This window comes from Pseudomonas sp. Mb7 (assembly GCF_054790525.1).
Genome location: NZ_CP186501.1, coordinates 1,726,255 through 1,750,204 on the forward strand (window position 1 = coordinate 1,726,255; position 23,950 = coordinate 1,750,204).

Annotated in this window: 23 protein-coding genes; 8 read left to right on the forward strand and 15 right to left on the reverse strand. The window is 60.6% G+C overall.

Features of this window, described 5'->3' with window-relative positions; all coding sequences use genetic code 11:
* Nucleotides 1-99 precede the first annotated feature (99 nt).
* Both ACOYXH_RS07920 and ACOYXH_RS07925 read right to left on the reverse strand, forming a co-directional pair.
* Nucleotides 100-1,026: an alpha/beta fold hydrolase gene (locus ACOYXH_RS07920; protein ID WP_095047522.1), complete on the reverse strand. Its 927-nt coding sequence runs from the start codon at nucleotides 1,024-1,026 to the stop codon at nucleotides 100-102.
* A gap of 21 nt (nucleotides 1,027-1,047) precedes the next feature.
* Entirely contained in the window at nucleotides 1,048-2,502 is a 1,455-nt protein-coding gene (locus ACOYXH_RS07925; RefSeq protein ID WP_258709594.1) for a flavin-containing monooxygenase, read from the reverse strand.
* Between the two features lie 177 nt (nucleotides 2,503-2,679).
* Between ACOYXH_RS07925 and ACOYXH_RS07930 the strand changes: the two genes are divergently transcribed.
* The 3 genes from ACOYXH_RS07930 (at nucleotide 2,680) to ACOYXH_RS07940 (ending at nucleotide 5,738) form a co-directional block, all read left to right on the forward strand.
* Nucleotides 2,680-3,753 carry a diguanylate cyclase gene (locus ACOYXH_RS07930; RefSeq protein ID WP_095047520.1) on the forward strand — a complete coding sequence of 358 codons (1,074 nt, stop codon included), beginning with the start codon at nucleotides 2,680-2,682 and terminating at the stop codon, nucleotides 3,751-3,753.
* Between the two features lie 212 nt (nucleotides 3,754-3,965).
* Complete coding sequence (locus ACOYXH_RS07935) at nucleotides 3,966-5,204, forward strand: M20/M25/M40 family metallo-hydrolase (RefSeq protein WP_095124732.1); 1,239 nt, start codon at nucleotides 3,966-3,968, stop codon at nucleotides 5,202-5,204.
* A gap of 345 nt (nucleotides 5,205-5,549) precedes the next feature.
* Entirely contained in the window at nucleotides 5,550-5,738 is a 189-nt protein-coding gene (locus ACOYXH_RS07940) for a hypothetical protein (RefSeq protein WP_256587185.1), read from the forward strand.
* Between the two features lie 132 nt (nucleotides 5,739-5,870).
* Here the strand turns inward: ACOYXH_RS07940 and ACOYXH_RS07945 are convergent, their stop codons facing one another.
* The 8 genes from ACOYXH_RS07945 to ACOYXH_RS07980 form a co-directional block, all read right to left on the reverse strand.
* A complete protein-coding gene (locus tag ACOYXH_RS07945) occupies nucleotides 5,871-6,740 on the reverse strand; it encodes an isocitrate lyase/PEP mutase family protein (protein WP_460064032.1) in 870 nt (289 codons plus the stop codon).
* Nucleotides 6,741-6,907: 167 nt separating this feature from the next.
* Complete coding sequence (gene astA, locus ACOYXH_RS07950; protein WP_095047516.1) at nucleotides 6,908-7,942, reverse strand: arginine N-succinyltransferase; 1,035 nt, start codon at nucleotides 7,940-7,942, stop codon at nucleotides 6,908-6,910.
* Between the two features lie 61 nt (nucleotides 7,943-8,003).
* Nucleotides 8,004-9,020: an arginine N-succinyltransferase gene (locus tag ACOYXH_RS07955; protein WP_460410485.1), complete on the reverse strand. Its 1,017-nt coding sequence runs from the start codon at nucleotides 9,018-9,020 to the stop codon at nucleotides 8,004-8,006.
* Nucleotides 9,021-9,138: 118 nt separating this feature from the next.
* Entirely contained in the window at nucleotides 9,139-10,488 is a 1,350-nt protein-coding gene (locus ACOYXH_RS07960) for an APC family permease (protein ID WP_460410486.1), read from the reverse strand.
* An 81-nt stretch (nucleotides 10,489-10,569) separates the two neighbouring features.
* On the reverse strand, nucleotides 10,570-11,322 hold the full coding sequence (locus ACOYXH_RS07965) for an N-formylglutamate amidohydrolase (RefSeq protein WP_320414208.1): 753 nt from the start codon (nucleotides 11,320-11,322) through the stop codon (nucleotides 10,570-10,572).
* Complete coding sequence (locus ACOYXH_RS07970; protein ID WP_093439031.1) at nucleotides 11,306-12,637, reverse strand: type I glutamate--ammonia ligase; 1,332 nt, start codon at nucleotides 12,635-12,637, stop codon at nucleotides 11,306-11,308. The genes ACOYXH_RS07965 and ACOYXH_RS07970 overlap by 17 nt, the downstream gene beginning before the upstream one ends.
* The gene (locus tag ACOYXH_RS07975; protein ID WP_095047512.1) at nucleotides 12,634-13,278 is read right to left on the reverse strand and encodes a cysteine hydrolase family protein; all 645 of its coding nucleotides are present in this window, start codon (nucleotides 13,276-13,278) and stop codon (nucleotides 12,634-12,636) included. The genes ACOYXH_RS07970 and ACOYXH_RS07975 overlap by 4 nt, the downstream gene beginning before the upstream one ends.
* 2 nt (nucleotides 13,279-13,280) lie before the next feature.
* Nucleotides 13,281-14,135, reverse strand: a complete 855-nt coding sequence (locus tag ACOYXH_RS07980; protein WP_093439023.1) for a MurR/RpiR family transcriptional regulator — start codon at nucleotides 14,133-14,135, stop codon at nucleotides 13,281-13,283.
* Between the two features lie 331 nt (nucleotides 14,136-14,466).
* Here ACOYXH_RS07980 and ACOYXH_RS07985 point away from each other — a divergent pair, with 331 nt between their 5' ends.
* Nucleotides 14,467-15,021 (forward strand): histidine phosphatase family protein, encoded by a 555-nt coding sequence (locus tag ACOYXH_RS07985; RefSeq protein ID WP_460410487.1) that lies wholly within the window; start codon nucleotides 14,467-14,469, stop codon nucleotides 15,019-15,021.
* Nucleotides 15,021-15,776, forward strand: coding sequence for a precorrin-6A synthase (deacetylating) (cobF, locus tag ACOYXH_RS07990; protein WP_095124727.1), 756 nt, complete (start codon nucleotides 15,021-15,023; stop codon nucleotides 15,774-15,776). Before ACOYXH_RS07985 ends, cobF begins: the two co-directional genes overlap by 1 nt.
* 232 nt (nucleotides 15,777-16,008) lie before the next feature.
* Here cobF and ACOYXH_RS07995 read toward each other — a convergent pair whose 3' ends face one another.
* From ACOYXH_RS07995 to ACOYXH_RS08005, 3 genes are read right to left on the reverse strand one after another with little or no spacing between them, the layout of a single operon-like run.
* Complete coding sequence (locus tag ACOYXH_RS07995) at nucleotides 16,009-17,190, reverse strand: acetyl-CoA C-acetyltransferase (protein WP_095047509.1); 1,182 nt, start codon at nucleotides 17,188-17,190, stop codon at nucleotides 16,009-16,011.
* A gap of 11 nt (nucleotides 17,191-17,201) precedes the next feature.
* Nucleotides 17,202-17,867, reverse strand: a complete 666-nt coding sequence (locus ACOYXH_RS08000) for a CoA transferase subunit B (protein ID WP_093439005.1) — start codon at nucleotides 17,865-17,867, stop codon at nucleotides 17,202-17,204.
* Between the two features lie 24 nt (nucleotides 17,868-17,891).
* Complete coding sequence (locus ACOYXH_RS08005; RefSeq protein ID WP_016983257.1) at nucleotides 17,892-18,590, reverse strand: CoA transferase subunit A; 699 nt, start codon at nucleotides 18,588-18,590, stop codon at nucleotides 17,892-17,894.
* Between the two features lie 292 nt (nucleotides 18,591-18,882).
* Here ACOYXH_RS08005 and ACOYXH_RS08010 point away from each other — a divergent pair, with 292 nt between their 5' ends.
* Nucleotides 18,883-19,770, forward strand: a complete 888-nt coding sequence (locus ACOYXH_RS08010; RefSeq protein WP_095124726.1) for a LysR family transcriptional regulator — start codon at nucleotides 18,883-18,885, stop codon at nucleotides 19,768-19,770.
* A gap of 201 nt (nucleotides 19,771-19,971) precedes the next feature.
* Here ACOYXH_RS08010 and ACOYXH_RS08015 read toward each other — a convergent pair whose 3' ends face one another.
* Together ACOYXH_RS08015 and ACOYXH_RS08020 are read right to left on the reverse strand one after the other, a co-directional pair.
* The gene (locus ACOYXH_RS08015) at nucleotides 19,972-20,814 is read right to left on the reverse strand and encodes an NAD-dependent protein deacetylase (protein WP_095124725.1); all 843 of its coding nucleotides are present in this window, start codon (nucleotides 20,812-20,814) and stop codon (nucleotides 19,972-19,974) included.
* Between the two features lie 91 nt (nucleotides 20,815-20,905).
* Nucleotides 20,906-21,952, reverse strand: coding sequence for a class I SAM-dependent methyltransferase (locus ACOYXH_RS08020; RefSeq protein WP_460410863.1), 1,047 nt, complete (start codon nucleotides 21,950-21,952; stop codon nucleotides 20,906-20,908).
* A gap of 413 nt (nucleotides 21,953-22,365) precedes the next feature.
* On the opposite strand from ACOYXH_RS08020, the gene ACOYXH_RS08025 reads away from it, so the two are divergent.
* Both ACOYXH_RS08025 and ACOYXH_RS08030 read left to right on the forward strand, forming a co-directional pair.
* Nucleotides 22,366-23,205: an HvfB family MNIO-type RiPP peptide maturase gene (locus ACOYXH_RS08025; RefSeq protein ID WP_095047506.1), complete on the forward strand. Its 840-nt coding sequence runs from the start codon at nucleotides 22,366-22,368 to the stop codon at nucleotides 23,203-23,205.
* Nucleotides 23,198-23,950: an HvfC family RiPP maturation protein gene (locus ACOYXH_RS08030; protein ID WP_220558567.1), complete on the forward strand. Its 753-nt coding sequence runs from the start codon at nucleotides 23,198-23,200 to the stop codon at nucleotides 23,948-23,950. Before ACOYXH_RS08025 ends, ACOYXH_RS08030 begins: the two co-directional genes overlap by 8 nt.

Sequence of the window (23,950 nt, forward strand, 5' to 3'; positions counted from 1 at the left end):
TGGGAATGCAGCCCGTGACGCTCCGCGTCACTGGACGCGGAGCGTCCCTTGATGCATTACCACGCAGAGCGTGGGAACGATCAGGGGAAGAGTGCATTGTCATCTTTGGCTTCCCAGAAACTCGCGATACAGGCGCGCAGTATTCCCCGGCTGTTCAACCATCGGCATGTGCCCGACGTGATCCCAGACATCCACACGCAAATTGGCGATGCCCTTGCTCCACACCGGCACGCTGCTGACGTCGATCAGCCGATCCTTGCGCCCCCAGAGCAACAGCGCCGGGCACTTGATGTCGGCCAGTTTCGGCTCCATCGGCGGGCTGGCGCGAAAATCGCGGAAGATCTCTTCCAGTTCATCGCGTTGTTGTTCGTAGCGCTGGGCGATGGCGTCCAGCACCAATTTGGGTACCCATGGCGGCGTGGCCATGGTCATCGCGTAGAACTGCTGGAACTCTTCCCGCGAATTGATCAGAAACGGGTTATGCCCGCGCGCCAGATGCCGCTCCATGTCGCTGGCCTCAGGCGCGGTGACGCCCGCCGGGTCGATCAATGCCACCGAGGCGATCCGGTCGGGATACGTCGCCGCCAGCCACGCGGCGATGTAGCCGCCCATCGAGTTGCCGATTACGTGGACTTTCTCCACGCCGCAAACGTCGAGCAACTGGATCATGCGCTTGGCCTGCAACGGAATGTCGTAGCCGCCGCCCGCCTTGAAGCCGGTTTCACCATGGCCGGCGAGGTCCGGGATGATCACCCGATACTGGCGCACGAAGTGCCGGGAAAAGCGCAGCCACAGGTTCTTGTCGGCGCTGTAGCCATGCAGCATCAGAATCGCGCTGGCCGCTTCATACGGCCCGCCCTGCCAAGTCGAGACGGTCATCTCGGCAATCGGCACTTCGATCTTGTGCAATTTGTACAACTTGGCCTCGATGGCCATGTTCAGGTCGTACAGCCAATGACCAACCGCCGGATAACTCAACCAGCTCCAGGCCACGAAAACCGCGAGGGCGACAAACAGCAAAAGCATCGACGTCTTCCTTTTACGTGTTCAGGACAGAATGTGGTCGGCCGGTTTCAGCGCTCGGGTCAAGCGGTGGTAGCTGAAACTGAAGCCGGGAAACATCGCGATCACATGACCGCTCTTGCTTTGATACCAACTGTGGCAGCCGCCGGACTTCCAGACCGTGCGCTCCATTTCCCGATGAATCATCTCAGTGTAGGTACGTTCCGCTTCGGGGCGCACTTCGATGCTGCGCAGACCCTTCGCCTGCACGGTGCGGATGCAGTCGAGGATGTAGTTCATCTGCGACTCGATGATGAACAGCGCCGAGGTGTGGCCGATGCCGGTGTTGGGGCCGGTGACGATAAACAGGTTGGGAAAGTCCGGCAGACTGGTGCCCAGATAGGCGCGCGGGTATTGCGCCCAGACATCTCTGAGTTGCACGGCGTTTTTTCCGCTGACCGGGTAGGAAATCACCCCGTCGGTGGCGTCGTACCCGGTCGACCAGATAATCAGATCAACATCGATGTGCTGGCCGTCCTCGGTGTTGATCCCGGTTTCGTCGATGGACGCAATGCCTTGCTCGCGCGTATGCAAGGCGACGTTGGAACGGTTCAGCGCCGGGTAATAGGTGCTGGACACCAGCACCCGTTTGCAGCCAATGGTGAAGTCCGGGGTGAGTTTTTCTCGCAGCACTGGGTCTGGCACTTGGCGTTTGAGAAAGCGCAGGGCGTGCTGCTGGACCATGTGAATCGCCGCTTTCGAGTATTTGAACGCGATGACGCGGGTTTCGAATTGCCAGTAAATCAGCCAGCGCAACAGTTTGTAGGCGGGTTTGCGGCCAAGCAGCCAGCGTTGCAGCGGTCCGAACTGACGATCGGCGCGGGGCAGCACCCAGTGTGGCGTGCGCTGAAACACGTGCAATTGCTCGACCTGCGGCGCAATGGTCGGAATCACTTGCACCGCACTCGCGCCGCTGCCGACGATGGCCACGCGTTTAGCGCGGTAGTCGTAGCTGTGATCCCAGTTGTTCGTATGAAACGTCTTGCCTTGAAAGCGATCCTGGCCGGGAAAGTGTGGGATGACCGGTTGGCTCAATGGTCCGGTGGCATTGATCAGGAACTGCGCATAAAAGGTGCCTTTGCTGGCGGTGTGCACAGCCCAGCGTTTTTCCGTGTCGTCCCATTCGACGCGCTCGACATTGGCCTCCAGCTCAACGCGGTCACGCAAACCGAACTGCTCGATGACATGCTCGGTGTAACGCTGCAACTCGGCTTGTCCGGCGAACATCTGCGACCAGCGGTACGGCGCGAACGACAGCGAATACAGCGGCGACGGCACGTCCACCGCCGCGCCGGGGTAGGTGTTCTGGCACCAGGTGCCGCCAAAGAAGTCCCGTCGCTCCAGCAGGCGAAAATCGTCGATCCCGGCCTTGAGCAGGTTGACCGCAGCACATTGACCGCCAAAACCGCTGCCGATGATCAACACGTGATAGGTGTGCATGGGTCTCCTTCTTATAGTTTTTTTTCCATTTTGCTCCTTTCATGTATAGCCAAATATTTGCACTGTGCGCGGCCCTGATGTCGCGCTATTCAGCCCGCTGGCCGGTGATGGCTATTTAACGTCGCCCTGTTAGACTTCCAGCACATCCGTCCTGCGGTGTGCGTGATCGAGGTCCTTATGGGAAATACCGGAGGAAAGGGACTTTCATTGGCCAGGAGGCTTTATACATCGCGCATCCTCGGGTTGATTCTGGGGCTTGTGTGCGTGAGCGTGGCGATGTATTCGCTCGATCCGCCGCTCTGGGTCTGGGCGTTGATGTTCTTCAATGGCTTGGTCTGGCCGCATCTGGCGTTTCAATGGGCGCGCCGCGCCCGGGTTCCTTACCACGCTGAACACCGCAATCTGTTGATCGACGCCTTTTTCGGCGGCTTTTGGCTTGCCGCCATGCATTTCAATCCGCTGCCCACTGCCACGACCATTTCGATGATGGCGATGAACAACGTCGCTATTGGTGGTTCACGCTTTCTATTGGCAGGCTCTGCGGCGCAGTTGCTCGGGGTCGGCGTCGGGCTGGTGGTGTTTGCTCCGGCATTCATTCCGCAAACCACACCTGCACAAATGTATGCCTGTTTCCCGCTTCTGCTGCTATACCCCTTGGCGCTGGGCTGGATCTGCTTTCGTCAGGCCTACACGCTTGGCTTGCATAAACGCGAATTGCTCGCCTTGAGCCGCACCGACAGCCTGACCGGGTTGCTCAATCATGGCGCCTGGAAGGATCAACTGGAGATCGCTTTTCAGCGCTGCAAGCGGCAGAAGCAGGGTGCGGCGATTGCGCTGATCGACATCGATCACTTCAAGGCGATCAACGACACCTACGGCCATGTCGCGGGCGACATCGTGTTGCGCCAGTTGAGCAAGTTACTTAAACAAAACCTGCGGGCGACTGACGTTGCCGGGCGTTACGGCGGTGATGAGTTCTGCGTGATTTTGCCGGATCTGCCGCTGTTCAACGCCGCGCAGGCGATGGAAGCGTTGCGTGAGCGCTTCGCGATTCTGGGTTATGAGCAGAATCCGGCGTTGAAGGTCAGCTTGAGCATCGGCCTGGCGGCGTACGATCCGGCGCATGCCGACGCAACACGCTGGCTCAATGATGCCGATCAGGCGTTGTACGAGGCCAAGGCCAGCGGGCGTAACCGGGTGATCTGCAATTGCGATGACAAGTCCCGGCAGACGTTACTGGATTCGGTTTGACCGCTATACCCCACATCCCCTGTAGGAGCTGCCGAAGGCTGCGATCTTTTGACTTTGGTCTTTCTAAATCAAAAGCAAGATCAAAAGATCGCAGCCTTCGGCAGCTCCTACACGTGTTCGGTGGTGGTCAGGGAGAGGTCGCATTCGGTGTAGAGCCTCGCGCCGATGTCGGGTACGGTTAAATCCCCCCGACGCGAAACAAGGATCGCTTCATGACGTGCTCATTTTCTCGCTCCCTGCTGGCCGCTAGCCTCGGCCTGTCTCTCACTTTCTCCGCTGCCCACGCCTTTGCCGAACCGCACAAACAAGTGCTCGCTGATGCCGAGCAATATCAACCCGAAGCGCTGAAATTGCTGGAACGGCTGGTCAATATCGACTCCGGTTCCGGCTATGAACCGGGCCTCAAGCAAGTCAGCGACATCGCCATCGATGAGTTGAAAAAACTCGGCGCCACCATCGAACTGGTGCCCAATACGCCGGAAAAATCCAACCATGTACTCGCAACGCTCAAGGGCACCGGCAAGGCGAAAATCCTCCTGATGGCGCATATGGACACGGTGTTCAAGGAAGGTTCGGCAGCCGAGCGGCCGTTCCACATCAAGGACGGCCGCGCTTACGGGCCGGGGGTGATGGATGACAAGGGCGGCATCGTCGCCGGGATCTATGCGCTGAAAGTCCTGAAAAACCTCGACTTCAAGGACTACGCGCAAATCACTTTCCTGCTCGACGCCAGCGAAGAAACCGGTTCGGACGTCGCCACCGATCTGATCAAGAAAACCGCCAAACAGCACGACGTGACCCTCAACCTTGAGCCGGGACGCCCGGCTGATGGCCTGGTGGTGTGGCGCAAGGGCAGCGCGACGGCGCTGGTCGAGGTCAAGGGTAAAGCCGCACACGCCGGCGTCGCCCCGGAACTGGGGCGCAACGCCGCGATGGAAGCGGCGCACCAGATTCTGCAACTGGGCAAACTCGGCGATGAAGCGAAGAAGACCACCATCAACTTCACCGTGCTCAAGGCCGGCGACCGCACCAACGTGATTCCCGATCAAGCCACGGCCAAGGCCGACGTGCGCGCGGCGGTGCCGGAGGAGTTTGACCGGATCGAGAAGGATCTGGCACGGGTGTCGCAGGACAAATTGATTGCTGAGACGGAAGTGAAGACTTCATTACAACGCGGCTTGCCACCGATGCCGCAAACGCCTGAGTCGGATCGCCTGATGGCCATGGCCCAGGGGATTTATGGCGAGATTGGCCGCAAGCTGACCGAGGAGGGCAGTGGTGGCGCGGCGGATGCGAGTTTGTCGGCCGGGGTCGGCACGCCGACGCTGGATGGTTTCGGGATTGTCGGCGGCAATATTCACACGCCGGAGGAGTACGCCGAAGTGGCGAGCGTGGCGCCGCGGATTTATTTGTTGTCGCGGATGATTATGGAGTTGGCCAAGCCGCGGTGAGGTAGTGATCGTTCCCACGCGGAGCGTGGGAACGATCATTAAGCCGCGGTGAGGTGGTTTGCGGTGTGATGAGGTCGGCGGGGTGCCAGATAAATCGGCCCCTCACCCTAACCCTCTCCCAGAGGGAGAGGGGACTGACCGTGTTGTTTGTGGTCCATGTGACAACCAGCAGATCAAGTTGAATGCAAATTCGCATTCAACGGGTCTCTCACGTCGGCGTAGATCCAGAGCATCCCCCAATCAGTCCCCTCTCCCTCTGGGAGAGGGCTAGGGTGAGGGGCTTTTGTGGGAAAAGTGGAAGTCGCGAACGGCGTACAAAAACTACCGAAAAGTCCGACAGAAGCTCTGGTTGCGGTGGATGTGCGCGATCTGGCCGACACCTTTGCCAGCCTCAACCTCAAAGGCATTTCCGATTGTGATCTGACGCGGGTGACCAGCGCGGTGCATCTGTTGATGCGCGAGGGCTGTGCGATTCTGAATGTGATTCAGGCGCGGGCGGTGCAGCGGGAAGAGGCTTACAAGACGCCGGTTTAGCGGTGTAGCGGCAGGCCTCATCGCTGGCAAGCCAGCTCCCACAGGGTTTGGTGCTGAACCATCAATTGATGTCGAACCGCATAACCTGTGGGAGCCTGGCTTGCCAGCGATGGCGTCAGCCCGGTCAACCCATCACTCCTTGACGCTCATGTATTCCTTGGCCCAAAGAATGTATTCCTCTGGCTGGGTATAGGTGTGCGTCAACTCGGTCGCGCTCAGGTCGGAGGCCTGGGTAAAGATCTGCCGCTGTTCACGCAAGCTGTCATACGTCGCTTTGATCGCCGCAAAGTAAGCACCATGGCCATCAATGGTCACGCGTACACCGAGTTCGGCCAGACGTTTGTCGTCGCGCAGCGCCGGGTTGCCGTAGGTCACCAGCATCAGCGGTACGGTCAGGTGTTCGGCGATTTGCTCAAGCTGATCGAAATCCTGAATGCCGACCATGCAGATGCCGTCAGCCCCGGCAGCCTGGTACTGGTGAGTGCGGCTGATGATTTCCTGGTTCGGCAAAATACCGGCGTTGGTACGGGCGATGATCGCCATTTCCGTATCAACCCGGGCTTCCAGCGCCGCGCGGATCTTGCCGACGCCTTCGGCAACGGTGATCAGGTCGGTGGATTTTCGGCCGAATTGTGCCGGCAGCAAGGTGTCTTCGATGGTCAGGGCGGCGACGCCGGCGCGTTCCAGTTCGACGATGGTGCGCATCACGTTGAGGGCGTTGCCGTAGCCGTGGTCGGCGTCGGCGATCACCGGTAATTGGGCGACGCGGCCGATGCGGGTGGCCTGTTCGGCGAACTCGCTGAGGGTGATCAGGGCAAAGTCCGGGGCACCGAGCACCTGCAACGAGGCCACGGAACCACCGAGGATGCCCACTTCAAAACCCAGGTCAGCAGCGATGCGCGCGGACATCGGATCGAACACCGACGCGGTGTGGTAGCAGGTGTCGGAGGCCAGCAGTTGACGGAAGTTACGGCGCAAATCTTGATGGGAAAGCCGGGTCATACGAGTTCCACCAATACAAAGGAATGGAAAGGCTTGAACAAAGGTGTCAACGCCGAAGAATGAAAAGGCTATCACGCGAATGGGTCAAGGATCATGACGAATTTGCAAGGGACAGGTTGTCGCTGACCCTTTTGCTGAAAGGATTTACCTTTTTGCGGTGGTGACCGTCAGGCCGCCACCGCCTGTTGCTGTTGATTGGGCAGCATCACCGCGCGTACCGAGTTGCCCGGTTGCAGTTGCAGGCGCTTGGCGGTGAGGCGGTCGATCACCAGGCTGCTGCCGACCCGGCGGGCGCGAGCGACGGTGATGCGGCAGTTCTCCAGACGCCGGTTGTGAATCAGCCACAGTGGCGCCTGTTCGTCCGGGCTGCCGAGGCTCAGGGCCAGCTCGACGCTCTCGCGCACGGTGCGGATATTGCGCACCGGCGCTTCGATCACCGGGCCGCCGTCGAAGATGTCGATGTAGCCTTTGTGGGTAAACCCTTCGGCCTGGAGGATCTTCAGCGCCGGTTCGGTATTCGGGTGTGCCTGGCCGATCGCTGCCTGGGCCTGTTCGGTGAGCAGGCAGGTGTACAGCGGCTGGCGCGGCATCAGTTCGGCGATGAACGATTTGTTGCCCAGCCCGGACAAGTGGTCGGCATGGCTGAAGTCCATTTGAAAGAAATGCCGACCCAGGCTGTCCCAGAACGGCGAACAACCGTGTTCATCGGCACTGCCGCGCAGTTCGGCAATCATCTTCTCGCCGAACAAGTGCGGGAACTCGGCAACGAACAGCAATCGCCCCAGTGACAACAAGCGGCCATTGCTGCCGTGGCGCTGGTCATGGCCGAGAAACAGCGAGCACAGCTCAGATTGGCCGGTGAGTTCGTTGTTGAGAAACAGTGTCGGGATCTGCCGTTGAATGCCCAGATCCGGCGCCGAACTCACCGTCAATCCGACCCGATAGTTGTACCACGGCTCACGCAGGCCGACCGCCCCGGCCAGAGCGCTGACGCCGACCACGCGCATGTCGTCGTCTTCGAGCACAAACAGATAGTCTGCGTCGGCTCGTTCCACTTGTTCGGCGAACGCCCGTTGCGCCCAACGGACCCGGTGGGACAGGCGATCTTCGTTGGCCGGCAGGGTGGTGAACCCCGGGCCGGCCTGTTGCACCAGCGCCATCAAGGCTGGCAGGTCGCTGACTTTGACCGGGCGGACAATCATGCTGTAACTCCTTCTGCGCGCCTGTTCGGGCACTGTCGTTGTCTGCGCAACCGCACGGGTTTCACAGGGCAATCAGCCGGATCGGGCTGCCATCGGTCACGTTCAGCGCCGCACACATTGCAGGGGTGAGGGACAGCGGTTGATCGGTCTGGTAATCGAGTTCGGCCATGATCGACCGGAAGCCGTGCAGCGCGTCGTTGCTCAGCAGATAACGACCGCGGGCATCGATTTGGGGTTTTTGCTGAACTGTTGCCGTCTGGCTGCGGGCGATCGAACGAATGTTGCTGGTGCGCGCATACAGGGTCGGGCCGGCGTCGAACAGGTCGATGTAGCTGTTGGTTTCGAAACCCTCACGCTCAAGGATGTCGAACGCTTCCTGACCGTCCGGGTGAATACGACCGATACAGTCCTGCGCCGCTTGCGGCAGCATCGGCACGTAAATCGGGTATTGCGGCATCAGTTCGGCGAGAAACGTGCGGCTCTGCAGCCCGCACAGGCGTTCAGCTTCCGCGTAGGGCAGGTCGAAGAAGTGTTTGCCCAGCGAATCCCAGAACGGCGAATGACCTTGCTCGTCGCTGTAGCCGACCAGTTCAGTAATCACCGCTTCGGCAAAGCGCCGCGTGTGAGCGGCGATGAACAACAGGCGCGCACGGGACAACAATTCGGAGAACGGCGTACGCACCAGTTCGGCATTGATGTGAAAACCACGCAGCAATGTGTGGCCGCTGAGGTCATGGCACAGCGACAGCGCCGGCACGCCATGTTCAATGTTCAGTTCGCGGGATGCACTGGTGAAATGGCGGTTGCGCAGGCTGTAGAACGGCTCGTCGAAGCCCGCCGTCGCGAGAATCTCCGAGCAGCCGACCAGCCGTTGGCGGTCCAGGTCTTCCAGCACGAAGAAGTAGTTCTCCGGGCCTTGGGATGCCGCTTCGCTGTCAAACGAGGCGCAGGAGCCGGCGATTTTCTCGCGCAGGCGTTCGCTGTCGTCCGGCAGGGAAGTTACGCCCACCAGACTGTCGCGGGCCAATTGTTGTAGCTGGGGCAGGTCAGTCTGTTCGACTGGGCGTAAGACCAGCATGGATGTACTCCTGTATCAAAAGGTTCGGCGATGTCGCCAAACCTGACTATCACTGTCGGTGTCCACGCGATAAATCGGCGGTCGCCTGATTTGTTGTCAGACGCCGCTCTTTTTCTTGTCAGCCGTTGCTCGGGTCAGGCAGCGCGGTACTGGCGCCGAGTTTATTCAGGAAGAACAGATACACCAGGCCCAGGGCAATCCAGATCAGGCCGAGCTTCTGCGCATCGACGCCCATGTTGTACATGATGGCCGCGACGATGATGAAGCCGATGACCGGGCAGATCAGGTGACGCACCACTTGGCCGGACTTCTGCCGACGCCAGTAGTAGTTGATCACTGTCAGGTGCAGCAGCATGAAGCCGCTGAGCGCGCCGAAGTTGACCAGCGAGGTCAGGGTGTCGACCGAGTTGATGAACAGGTAGCAGATCACCAGCGACAGCACCGCCACCAGATAAATGCTCAGGTACGGCGTGTTGTGTTTCGGATGCACCTTGGCCAGCACTTTCGGCAGCTTGCCGTCGCGGGCCATGCCGAACAGCAGACGCGAGACTGCGGCTTGCGAAGTGATCGCCACGGCCACGCCCCAAGCCAATGCCGTCGCGACAGCGGTCAGGGTCGCCAGCCAACTGCCGGCGGCGATTTCGGCGATTTCATAGAACGCGGTGTCGGCGGATTTGAAACCCATGCCGGCCGCCAGATCGGTGGCAATCCAGGTTTGCGCAACGAAAATCACGCCCATGACCACCAGGGTGATCAGCGCGGCTTTGCCGACGCTCTTGCGCGGATCGCCTTTGATTTCTTCAGCGAGTGTCGAGATCGCATCGAAGCCAAGGAACGACAGCACCGCAATCGACACCGCCTGCATCAGCAGGGCGAAGTTGAAGGTTTCCGCGTGATACAGCGGCGCCAGGGTCAGCTCGCCGTTACCGCCACCGTTGTGCAGGGCATTCCAGGCGTAGAACAGGAAAATCCCCAGCACCACCAGTTGCGCGAGCAGGAAGATGATGTTCATCCGTGCCGTGAAGGTGATGCCGCGCAGGTTGACGAAGGTCGCGCTGACCAGGAACGCCAGAATAAAGCCGACTTTCGGGATGTCCGGGTACAAGTGGTTGAGGGCCATCGCCGCGTAAACGTAAAGCAGCGGCGGGATCAGCAGGTAATCGAGCAGCATCAGCCAACCGGCGATGAAGCCGACGTGCTGATTGAGGCCGCGTTGCGCGTAGGAATAGACCGAACCGGCAATCGGAAAAGCCTTGGCCATGCTGCCGTAACTCAGCGCGGTGAACAGCATCGCCACCATGCCAATAATGTACGCCAACGGCACCATCCCCGGTGCCTCGGCGTTGACGTAGCCATACACACCGAACGGGGCGATGGGGATCATGAAGATCATCCCGTATACCACCAGATCGGTCAGCGTCAGGCTACGTTTCAACTCTTGCTTGTAGCCGAATTCTTCAATTTCCATGAAGCGCAACTCCTTGTCAGCCAGTCGGTCGTTTTAGTTGTTATCGATCCATCGTTTACAGCGTCAGCAGTCTTTCATTCATTACAGCAACGGCGCGAGGTATCCGGCCCAGCGCGATACGGCTTCGGGGCTGCGCAGCAAATCGTTGCGCACCTCGATCAGCACCGAGTCGAGGCCACGGGCATCGCCGTGCACCGGCACGGTCATGTCACCCAGCGGATCGATCTTGTAGGGCTGATTGCCGGCCACTTTCAGCGGATGCTCGCCGAGACCGTCGAGCAGGCGTTGCGCGTAGGCCTTGGCCTGACCGAACAGCACGCCGGCCTCCAGGGGTCGTGGCTGGCCGTAATACACCGGGGTGAAGCTGTGAATACCCACTACACGCACCGCTTGACCTTGGGCAACACGTTCGTCGATCAACGTTTGCAAACGTGCGTGAAACGGTTTGAACAAGGTTCGGCGGCGGTACTCGCGGGTGGCTTCATCCAGCTCGCTGTTACCCGGCACCTGATAGATTTCGCTCTGCGCCGGAATACTGTCCGGGGCGTGGCGGGGCCGGTTCAGATCGATCAGCAGGCGTGAGTAATTGGCGCTCAACAGGGTTGCGCCGAGCCTTTCCGATAACTGTTCGGCGAGTTGCAGCGCACCAATGTCCCAGGCGATGTGTTCAGCGGCGGCAGCCTCGTCCAGGCCCAAATTGTTCAGGGCCTCGGGGATGTAGCGGTTGGCGTGTTCGCACACCAGAATCACAGGGTGCGTCGAGTCGGCGCGGCTCAGGTTGTAGGCCGGTCGGGTGTACAACCCCAGCTCGGCGGATTCAGTACAGGCGTGCATAGTGCTCACACAAGTCAGCGGGCGAGAGCTGTTCCGTCAGCGCCAGTTCCTCGGTTTTCAGGGCGTAGTAAGTGTCGAGCAGCGGCTTGGGCAGCCATGCAGTGAAGGTGCCACTGTTGCGCAGGCAATCCAGCGCCTGGGCCAGCGAGGCGGGCAGGGCGATGATGCCCCGGGCCTTGCGTTGCTCGTCATTGAGTGAATCGGGAATTTCGTTAGTGATGGCGTTCAGCGCCAGACGCTGTTCGATGCCCAGACGTCCGGCGATCAGCAGCGCGGCCATGGCCAGATGCGGCGAGGCGGTGGCGTCCATGGCGCGGAACTCAAGGTTGAACTGCTGGGCCACGGATTTGCCGCCGAGGCTCACGGTCGGGCAGATGCGCAGCGCCGCCTCGCGGTTCTGTTGACCCAGACAAGCGTAAGAGGCGCTCCAGTGATGCGGCTGCAAGCGCTCGTACGATACCGGCGTCGGCGCGGTGAAGGCACAGAGGGCCGGCAAGTAATGCAGGATCCCCGCCGCCCAATGCTGGCCAAGACTCGACAGACCGTTGCTGGTACCGGGGTCATAGAGCATTGGCTGGCCGGCCAGATCGAGCAGGCTGACGTGTAGATGCACGCCGTTGCACACCGCATCCGCCGCAGTTTTCGGCGCGAAGCTCAGGTCGAGGCCCATTTGCCGGGCGATCTCGCGGGTGATCTCGCGCACGTTGACGGCACGATCGGCCGCCGCTACGCCGAGCGTCGGGCGGCAGGTGATTTCGTATTGATGCTTGCCGTATTCCGGCAGAAACATTTCCGGCTCGACACCGCCGGCGCGCAGGGCGCTGAGCAGCCAGCCACCGAACTCGGCACCTTGGCGCTGGGCTTCGAGGGAGAACGCCAGATGCTCGGCAAAACCGGCGTGTAGGTTGAATTCATGTTCGAACGCGGCGTTGACCTGCAAGCCCAGTTCATCGCGATAACGCTCGATTTCATCACGCAACAACGTGCGCGGGCAGGCGCCCCACGGGCGGCCATCGGTTTCGCGGATATCGCCGTGGATGAAATCCAGCGCCGGTGCGTCGACGTCCGGGCCGTTGCCGACAGTGACGCGGCTGCTCAGGTCGGGAATCAGCCGCAAATCGCCATAGGCGCCCCACGGATTGGTCGAAGCAATGATGTCCTGCGGCGTCAATGCGCTGTTGGCCGGCACCCAGCCGCAGCCGGCGGCTTGATAATGCTCCAGCTCATCAGTGGGAAACGAGCGGCCGCGGGTGATGCCGATCAGGTCTGTGGTGACCAGCGTGGTCATCGGCAGCGGCGTCAGGCGCGTGCTCATGGCTGCATCTCCTGCAGGCGGGCGAGCACGGTGTCGGTGTCGGTGATCCAGCAGTAACCCTTGATCGCATTCAGGCAGGCGTGATGGCGTTCGGCGCTGTAGGTGGCGCAGGCATCTTCCACCAGGGTGACCAGATAGCCACGATCGGCGGCGTCGCGCACGGCCATGTCGACGCACTGATCGGTGACGATGCCAGCGATGATCAAGTGACGGGTTTGCAGGTTGCGCAGCACGTAATCGATGTTGGTCGAGTTGAACACTCCGGACGAGGTCTTTGGCAGGACGATTTCGTTTTCCACCGGGCTCAGGTCTTCAATGATCCGCGCCTGCACGCTGCCTTTGGGCAGGTGCATGTCCGAGAGTTTGTGGTCGAGCGAGCGGTCACGGCCATCAGCCGTAAGGCTTTCGATAATGGTGTGCAGCACGTTCTGCCGCGCCTCGCGAAAGGCACTGAGCAAACGACGTTGGTTGGGCACCACCTGCATGTGTGCACGGGTCAGGAAATACTCGGCGTCAGGCCCGTTGAGGTGCGCGTCGAACTGCGGTTCGAGCCAGGCACGCTGCATGTCCACCAGCAACAGTGCGGTGTGATCGGTGACAAACGGCAAGTCTCGCGGCGAGCGGTGGGGAAGGCTGAACATCCTTATTTATCCTCCAGCAGGTGGGTGTTGAAGTCATTGCGCAGGGCATCGATGCCTTCCAGGCGATCGGCGAGGTTTTCGGTGCGCAAGGTCAGGCAGGCGATCAGTGCTTCGACCTGAGCCAGCGCTGGCACCATGGTGTCGAACGGCGAAGCCGATTCCACCGGCGCGCTGATGATCAGGTCGGCCAGTTCGCGCAGCGGCGAGGCATAGATGTCGGTGAACAACACCACGCGCGCGTTGTTGTTTTTTGCCGCGCTGGCGACTCGCAAGGCCTGGGTCTGGTAGCGGCGATAGTCGAACAGCAACACCACATCCTGGCGTTGCAGATCAAACAAGCGATCAGGCAGTTGCGCGTTGTCTTCCAGAGCGAAGCAACCGGGGCGCAGCAGGCGCAGGTGATTGAGCAGGTAGGTGGCCATCAGGCTGCTGAAGCGCCCGCCGAAGCAATACACCTGATGCCGGGCATCGAGCAGCCAGTCGGTGAGAATGCGCACGTCTTCGGGTTGGGTCAGCGATTGGGTTTCGACCAGCAGGCGATGGCTGTCGCCCAGATAGTGGCTCCAGGCGTCGTCCCGGTGTTGATGGGCGCGCGGTTGCAACAGCGTGCGCGGCGAGCGCAGGCGGTGATCCATGTCACTGAGCAGGGCATCCTGGAATTCGGCGTAACCACCGAAACCGAGTTTTTTCACCAGCCGCACGATGGTCGGATCGCTGACGCCGGCATGTTCGGCCAGACGCGCCATCGGCCCCAGACCGTTGCGTGGGTACTGATCAAGCAAGGCGCGAACGACTTTGCGCTCCGACGGCGTAAGATCCAGGCCGGGATCGGTGATCAGGTCTCTGAGAGGGGGCATCCGGGCTCCTGCTGGATGGGGGGGTGTCGAATTCGCTTCATAATCCGTTAAAACAGTATTTATGTAACTGGCGTTACATGTCTAGTGAATTTTTCCGCGTGTTGAAAAGGCCCCAAAATGGGGCGAGACGCCTGTGTAACAAGGGCCACACGGACTTCGACAGGGCTTGTAGTCCATCGCCCACGTTAGTGTCAGAGATTGCCGTATTTTTGCTTTTGTCCGCACATGCCGGGGCGATCCAACAACCCTGCAACCCTCGGTTTACGGCACAATTGCCGACACAACGGCTTTGCGCCGCTGATTTTCATGAAGGCCCACCGGAGCGATCCCTGTGCAGACCACTCGTTTGACATTGATTTGCCATGCGCGAACCGTCGCACAGAAATTGGCGTGTTTTCCTACGAATGAACCTGTTGAAAATAGCCGGCTGACACCGGGCGAATTGGCCCAGCGTTTCGACGCCGCGCGACGCTTGATTTGCGCGCCGGAGTTGCGCACGCGCCAGACAGCGGCATGGTTTGGCTCGGATGCGCAGATTGATGAGGCGCTGCGCGATTGTGACTGGGGACGCTGGCATGGCCAGTCGATCAAAGCCCTGCAAGCCTCGGAAGACGCCGCGCTGCAGGCCTGGCTGGACGATCCCCACGCCACTCCGCATGACGGTGAGTCAGTGGCGCAGTTATGCCAGCGCGTGGCGATTTGGCTAGCTAACCTGCAAGGCACTTCGGGACATGTCGTGGCGGTGACGCATCCGTTTGTCATCCGCGCTGCACTGATCCATGTGCTGCGCGGTTCGGCGTTGCATGACATCGATGTCGAACCGTTGTCGCTGCTCGAACTGCGCTTCACCGGGCGCTGGCGCCTGTGTCTTAAAGGAGCTTTGTGATGAAACAACTGCTGGTGATCGGCATCGGTGCCGGCAATCCCGACTACATCACGATGCAGGCGGTGAAGGCGTTGAATCGGGTCGACGTGTTCTTTCTGATGGACAAAGGCCAGAGCAAGGACAAGCTGATCGACCTGCGTCGCGAGATTTGTGAGCGCTATATCGACAATCCTGACTACCGCTTCGTCGAGGCCCACAGTCCGGAGCGCGAACGCGGCGGTGTCGACTACGCCGCCAGTGTCGATGAGCTGAACCGCGCCAAGCAGCAGACCTTCGAACGCCTGATCAATGACCAATTGTCTGACGGTCAGTGTGGCGGGTTCCTGGTGTGGGGTGACCCGGCGCTGTACGACAGCACCGTGCGTATCCTCCAGACGATTCTGGCCTCGGGCGCGTGTGCCTTCGAGTTTGAGGTGATCCCCGGGATCACCAGCGTTCAGGCGTTGGCGGCGCAGCACAAGGTGCCGTTGAACACCATCGGTCGTTCCATCGAAATCACCACCGGGCGGCGTTTGGCGGCAGGGCAGGTGAGTGATGCGGACAGTCTGGTGGTGATGCTCGATGCTGAAGATTCGTATCACCGAGTGGCCGATCAGGATACCGAGATTTACTGGGGCGCCTACTTGGGCACACCGGACGAGATTTTGATCAGCGGCAGGCTGGCGGATGTTGCGGATGAGATCGAGCGGGTGCGCAAGGCGGCGCGGGCCGAGCATGGGTGGATCATGGATACGTATTTGTTGCGCAAGCCTTAGATTTTCGCTGGCCGGGCGGGCCTCTTCGCGAGCAGGTCGAATCGTCGCACCGTCGCTCCCACATTCTGAAATGCATTCCCTGTGGGAGCGAGCCTGCTCGCGAAGGCGCCGGAACACTCAACGCACATTTCCAACAGGCAAAAAAACACCCGGTGCAACGCAAGTCGCACCGGGTTTTTGTTGCCAGCAAGCGGCGGATGTCGTGGATCCGCCATTCACTGTTGAACTCTGGTTATGCGCGTTCCAGCGCCAGCGCCACACCCTGACCGCCACCGATGCACAGGGTCGCCAGACCCTTTTTCGCATCACGCTTGATCATTTCATGCAGCAGGGTCACCAGCACGCGGCAACCCGATGCACCGATCGGATGGCCCAACGCGATGGCGCCGCCGTTGACGTTGACCTTGTCCAGATCCCATTGCAGATCCTTGGCCACCGCCAGCGATTGCGCAGCGAAGGCTTCGTTGGCCTCAATGAGATCGAGCTGGCCGATGTTCCAGCCGGCCTTGTCGAGGCAGCGGCGGGTGGCCGAAACCGGGCCGATGCCCATGATTGCAGGATCAACACCTGCGTTGGCGTAGGCAGCGATTTTCGCCAGAACCGGCAGACCGAGGGCTTTGGCTTTCTCGGCGCTCATCAGGATGACCGCAGCGGCGCCGTCATTCAGCGACGAAGCGTTGCCGGCCGTGACGCTGCCGTCCTTTTTAAATGCCGGGCGCAGTTTCGCCAGGGATTCGGCAGTGGTGTCGCCACGCGGCTGTTCATCAACCTTGAAGGCAACCGGATCGCCTTTGCGCTGCGGGATCAGGATCGGCGTGATCTCATCGACAAAACGACCGGCCTCAATCGCGGCGGCGGCTTTCTGCTGCGAGGCTGCGGCGAAGGCGTCCTGCTGTTCGCGGCTGATCTCGTATTTGTCGACGAGGTTCTCGGCAGTGATGCCCATGTGGTAATCGTTGAACGCATCCCACAGGCCATCGCTGATCATGGTGTCGACGATTTGCGCGTGGCCCATACGCAGACCGGTGCGTGCGCCCGGCATGACGTAGTTGGACAGGCTCATGTTTTCCTGGCCGCCGGCGATGATCACGTCAGCGTCGCCGCAACGGATCGCTTGCGCACCCAGATGCAGGGCTTTGAGGCCCGAACCGCAAACCTTGTTCAGGGTCATTGCTGGCACGGCATGGGGCAAGCCGGCCTTGATCGCGGCCTGACGCGCCGGGTTCTGGCCTGCGCCGGCGGTCAGTACCTGGCCCATGATCACTTCATCGACCTGCGCACCGTCCAGACCGGTTTGTTCGAGCAACTGGCGGATCACCGCCGCGCCCAGATCAACCGCGGACACGCTGGCCAGGGAGCCCTGGAAACTGCCGATCGCGGTGCGCGTGGCGGCAACAATTACGACGTCTTGCATTTTCGAGTTCCTCACTGGGCAGCGAACTGCATTTCCGGTACGTGATCCGGGACGATCAGTTTACCAGCGGTTTTGGCGACGATTTCCTCGACGCTGACGCCAGGTGCGCGTTCCTTGAGGACAAAAGCGCCATTTTCGATTTCCAGATAGGCGAGGTCGGTCAACACGCGCTTGATGCAACCGGCGCCGGTCAGCGGCAGGCTGCACTTGGATAGCAGTTTCGACTCACCATCCTTGGAGGCGTGGGTCATGATCACGATGATATTGTCGGCGCCGGCCACCAGATCCATCGCACCGCCCATGCCCTTGACCAGTTTGCCGGGGATCATCCACGAGGCGATGTTGCCTTCGACGTCCACTTCGAACGCGCCGAGCACGGTCAGGTCGACATGACCGCCACGGATCATCGCGAACGATTCGGCGGAGTTGAAGATCGACGCGCCGATACGCGCAGTCACCGTTTGTTTGCCGGCGTTGATCATGTCGGCATCGATAGTGTCTTCGGTCGGGAACGGACCCATGCCGAGCAGGCCGTTTTCCGATTGCAGCATGACTTCCATGCCTTCGGGAATGTAGTTGGCGACCAGGGTCGGAATGCCGATGCCGAGGTTCACATAAAAGCCGTCCTGCATTTCGCGGGCGACGCGCTGAGCCATTTGTTCGCGGGTAAGTGCCATGGTTTTATTCTCCGTCAGCCTGAATTATTTGCGGATGGTGCGCTGTTCGATGCGTTTTTCGAACGTGCCGCAAATGACCCGATCGACGTAGATGCCCGGGGTGTGGATCTGCGAGGGGTCGAGTTCGCCGGGTTCGACGATTTCTTCGACTTCAACCACGGTGATCTTGCCGGCGGTAGCCGCCAGCGGGTTGAAGTTCTGCGCGGTGTGACGGTAGATGACGTTACCGAAATGGTCGGCTTTCCAGCCTTTGACAATGGCGAAGTCGCCGGTGATGGATTCTTCCATCAGGTACTTACGACCTTTGAATTCGCGTACTTCCTTGCCTTCGGCGACCGGGGTGCCGACGCCGGTGGCGGTGAAGAAGGCCGGAATGCCGGCGCCGCCTGCGCGCATCTTCTCGGCGAGGGTGCCTTGCGGGGTCAGGATGACTTCGATGTCGCCTTTGAGCAGTTGTTCTTCGAACAGCTTGTTTTCGCCGACGTAGGAGGCGATGACTTTGCTGATCTGACGATCGGTGAGCAGCACACCGAGGCCAAAACCGTCGACGCCGCAGTTGTTGGAAACGACGGTGAGGTCGCGGGTGCCTTTGCGTTTGATCTCGGCGATCAGGTTTTCCGGAATGCCGCACAGACCGAAGCCGCCGGCGATAACGGTCATGCCGTCCTCAAGCCCGGCCAGGGCTTCCTCGTAGGAACTCACGCGCTTGTCGAAACCTGCCATATGCACCTCTTTTATTATTTGCGGGCGGCTGGCTAGCCGAATGGTTGGAGTGTCTCGCTGGAGGATATATTTGTTAAGTTGATTTTTAAGGTTGATTAATAGATAAAACTCAATAATCGCGTTATGGCGTGCTGCTTTGATCGTTCCCACGCTCCGCGTGGTAATGCCTCTAGGGACGCTCCGCGTCCAGTGACGCGGAGCGTCACGGGCTGCGTTCCCACGCAGGAGCGTGGGAACGATCATCATGGCTCGCCGCTTAACGCTTGTAGCTTACAACTGGAGCGAAGCGAGTATGACCATCAAACAGATCCGCGCCTTCCTCGCTGTGGCACAGAGCCTGAGCTTCGCCGTGGCCTGCGAGCGTCTGCACCTGTCGCAATCAGCCTTGAGCCTGACCATCAAAGCGCTGGAAGAGGGCCTGGGCGGTCGCCTGTTCAGCCGTAACACACGCAATGTCGCGCTGACTGCGGAAGGTGAATCCTTGCTGCCGCTGGCGCGGCGGCTGATCGCCGACTGGGATAACGCCGAAGACGAAATGCGCCAACGCTTCAGCTTGCAGCGCGGGCGGGTGACGCTGGCGGCGATGCCGTCGTTTGCCGGCAACCTGCTGCCGCCGATCCTCAAGACGTTTCGTGCGCGCTACCCGAACGTCAACGTCACGGTCAATGACGTGATCAATGAGCAAGTGCTGGAAATGGTCCGTGACCGTCAGGTGGAACTGGGCGTGGCGTTCGAGCCGATGCAAAACACTTCGATGACGTTTACGCCGTTGTACGTGGATCGCTTCGTCGCGGTGGTGTCGAAGGATTCGCCACTGGCGCAGCGCGGCGAGATCGATTGGCAGACGTTATTGCAGGAGCCGTTCATCACCTTGCAGCGGCCTTCGACGGTGCGAGTGATGCTCGAAGAGCACCTGCAGGCGCGAGGCATGAAGTTGCCGGTGGAATTTGAAAGCCATCAACTGGCCACGGTCGGGCGGATGGTCGCCAGTGGTCTGGGCGTCAGTGCTGTGCCGGCGTTGTGCGCCGAGCAGATGCAGGAACTCGGCGCCCACTGCCTGACCCTGGATGACTCGGTGGAGCGGGCTATCGGCGTGCTGACTGAGCCGGGCAATGAACTGTCGGCGGCGGCGCAGGCGTTGTTCGATATTCTCAAGGCCGAAGATCTGGGGCGACTGTGAGATCTACCCCCTCACCCCAACCCTCTCCCCCAGAGGGGGCGAGGGGGAAGGGAGCTGATCGGGGGCATTTCAAAAAATGGGTTCGGCTCGAAATTTTCAGGTCGCAGTATTAAGTCCTGACAACTCGGTCAGTTCCCTCTCCCTTGGGAGAGGGCTAGGGTGAGGGGCTTGGGTCCGGAGTCGAGCACAAAGTGCAGCAACTCACCGATCCAGCACTTCAACCAACAACGGCAAAAGCTGTTCACACGACGCTTCAATCTTCAAATCCAGCAAGTCATCCGCGCGGGTCTTGCCCAGATTGATCGCAATCAACGGCTTGCCACGATCGGCAATCACCCGGCACAGGCGAAACGCCGAGTACGCCATCAACGAAGACCCCACCACCAACATCCCCGCTGCATTCTCTGCCGCCGCCATCGCCCTTGCCGCCGTGGGCTGCGCGACGTTCTCGCCGAAAAACACCACGTCCGGTTTCATCCGCTCGCCAGCGCAATGCGGGCAGCGCGGCACCTGAAAGCGCGCTTCGAAGGCCGGGTCGAGCAGGGTGTCGCCATCCGGCGCCTGGACTGCATCGACCCCGGCCAGATACGGGTTGTGCATTTCCATTAATTGTTGAATCGAATCGCGCTCACTGCGCTGGCCGCAGTCCAGGCAGAGGACGCGATGCAGGCTGCCGTGCAGTTCGATCACATCGTGACTGCCGGCTTGATCGTGCAGGGTATCGACGTTCTGGGTGATCAAGGCGTGGATCAGCCCATGGCGCTGCAATCCGGCCAACGCTTGGTGCGCTGCATTCGGCTGCGCCTGACGCACCCTCGGCCAACCCAGCATGGCCCGCGCCCAGTAGCGGCGGCGCGACTCGGGGGCGGCGAGGAACTCCTGGTACATCATCGGCTGCCGGCCACGGCGCACACCGTCGCTGTCGCGGTAATCCGGAATGCCCGACGGCGTGCTGATGCCGGCTCCGGTCAGCACGAGGAAATCGCCATCAGCCATCACCTCTTGCAGCGTATCGAGGTGTTCGCGGGTCGGGTTGTCGAGCATGGTCAGCGCTCCGAAGTGGGCAGTGCGCGCAGGTTAGCACCAACCTTGGTGGCGAGGGCGCAAGCTCCCACGCCACAGTTTTAAAAGCGGATTATTTACGTGCCTCCAGAATCAGGTTGAACGGCGTTTGTGTGGCTCGGCGGAACTGCTTGAAACCGGCCTCGGCGAATACTTTGCGCAGACGCACTTCCCCGGCCTGCGCCCCCAGGCCCAGGCCGACTTCCTGCGACAGCGAGTTGGGGGTGCAGATAAACGTCGAGGCTGCGTAGAACAGCCGTCCAACCGGGGTGATGTTGTCGTCCAGTGTGTCGTTGGCGAACGGCTCGACCAGCAACACCGTGCCATCGTCTTTCAGCGAGTTATAGGCGTGACGGGCGGCACCGACCGGATCGCCCATGTCGTGCAGGCAGTCGAAATAGCAGATCAGGTCGTAGTCGTCGCCGGGGTAGCTTTTCGCCGAACCCTGAAAGAACTTCGCCCGGCTGCTGACGCCACCTTCCTCGGCGCGCTGGGTGGCGACGGTGATCGAGGGCGCGTGATAGTCATAGCCGACGAAACGCGAGTTGGGAAACGCCTGGGCCATGATCACGGTCGAGGCGCCGTGACCGCAGCCGATATCGGCGACGTTCGCGCCGTGCTCAAGCTTGGCCACCACGCCGTCCAGTGCCGGCAGCCATTCGGCAATCAGGTGACCTTTGTAGCCGGGCCGGAAGAACCGCTCGGTACCGGTGAACATACACGGGTGGTGATCGCCCCAGGACAAAGCGCCGTTGCCGCGCATGGCTTTGACCAGCTTGTCCTTGTCGTGAAAAAACGACGCCACCACCCCGAGGCCGCCAGCGACGTAGACCGGCGAGTCTTCGACGGCCAGGGCCAGCGCTTGCTCTTCGGGTAAACGGAACTGGCCGTCGTGGTGTTCCATGTAGCCGGACGCCACGTGGGCGCTGAGCCATTCACGAACCAGACGCGGGTTGCAGGTAGTTTTGGCGGCGAGGGCATCGGCACTGATCGCCTGACTGTCGGCCATTGCCCGGTACAGCCCGAGCTCTTCGCCGACGATGACATTGGCCAGCATCGCCGCGCCGCCCATGTCGTTGACCAGTTTGCCCATGAATTCGTTGAGCTTCGCCTCATCCATCATGTGTGCTCCTGAAACAGGATCACGGTCCGGCGGCGTCGAGGGTCGAGGCGTGCGCCACCGGGCGGTGGTCACGGAGTTGGGCAGGGCACGGCTGACGTCCTGCGTCCCCCTCGACTGGGTAATAAAGGAGTCTAGCCCCGGTCCGGGAGCGGCGCTGTATTTGTGAGCAACGAAAACCTGTGGGAGCGAGCCTGCTCGCGAAGGCGGCATTTCAGGCAATTCTGGTATTGGCAGTGCTGACGCTTTCGCGAGCAGGCTCGCTCCCACAATATTGATCGGCAGAGAATCTGTATCACTGTGTATCGCCGTGATGGTGGGACACACAGGGCTGCAAATGCCCGGTCATCTGCACACAACCGCAATACATCCGGCGGCTCAAATGTGGCAAACCCACTGCTGAGGTACATCCCATGCATACGCCGCCCTCATCAATGCCACCCAGTGTTGGCCTCGGCCTGCGCCGTGGTCTGCTGAAAGACCTGCAGGCTGCCCGTGGCGGCGCCTTCGACTTTCTCGAAGTCGCCCCGGAAAACTGGATCGGAGTAGGCGGCGCGCACGGTGCGGCGTTACGTGAACTGGCCGAGCGCTATCCGTTGTCCTGTCACGGCTTGTCGCTGTCGCTGGGCGGGTCGGCGCCGCTGGATGTCGGATTCTTGCAGGAGGTCCGGGTGTTTCTCGACCATTACAACGTGCCGCTGTACAGCGAGCACCTGAGTTACTGCAGCGATGACGGGCATCTGTATGACTTGCTGCCGTTGCCGTTCACCGAAGAAGCGGTGCAGCACGTTGCCGCGCGGATCAGTCAGGCTCAGGACATTCTCGGCCGGCGCCTGGCCGTGGAAAACGTCTCCTACTATGCCGCCCCGCGCCAGGACATGGACGAGGTGAGCTTCACCAATGCCGTACTGCGCGAGGCCGATTGCGACCTGCTGCTGGACGTCAACAATGTCTATGTCAACGCGATCAACCACGGCTTCGATCCGCAAACCTTCCTCGCCGGTATCGAGCCGGACAGGGTGGTCGGGATGCATGTGGCGGGTCATTTCGATGAGTCCGATACGCTGAAAATCGACACCCATGGTGCCTCAGTCAAACCGGTCGTGTGGTCTCTGCTGGCGGAGGCTTACAGGCGGTTTGGCGCGCAGCCAACGCTGCTTGAGCGGGATTTCAATTTCCCGGCATTTTCCGAACTGGTCGCTGAGTTGCATACCATTCGCCAACTGCAAGCCGGAGGTCGCCCTCATGGATAACCTGATACTGCAACAACAGGCGCTGACCCGGTATTTGCGCGATCCTGAACATCAATCGCCACCGGCCGACATGAACGTGGCGCGGGTCAACGTTTATCGCGATCTGGTGTTCAACAACGTTTCGCAATTGTTGAGCGGCACGTTTCCGGTGTTGATCCGGATCATCGGGGAACAACGCTGGGGCCTGCTGGTACGAGGCTTTTTGCGCGAGTGGCGGGCGCAGACCCCAAAGTTTGGAGAGATTGCCGAAACGTTTCTCGACTATCTCGCGTCGCCACCGCAGGTGTTGCGCGATGGCGAGTGGCCGGCGTTTCTGCTGGAGCTGGCGCATTACGAATGGGTCGAGATGATCTTGCAGCAGTCCGATGCTCAGGCGCTGCCGCCAAGCGATCCGGCGCTGTTGCTGGAGCGTCCGCTGCAGATCTCGGCACTGGCCTGGCCATTGGCGTATGTGTGGCCGGTGCATGCACTTGATCCGAACCATCAGCCCGCCACACCGCCGGCGCATCCGACGCTGTTGCTGGTGCGGCGCACGGCAGACTGGAATGTGCAGTTTTCCGAGCTGAGCCCGCTGGCCTGGCGCCTGTTACAGCGCATTGAAGCGTTTCCTGACCTTGATGGCCGCCAGCAATTGCAAGATCTGGCAGTAGAAGCAGGGGTGGCCGACACCGAAACGTTCATGGACAGCGGATCGGCGTTGTTGCGGCAGTTTCACCAAGAGGGCGTGCTCGCCAGCGTCCTGTAA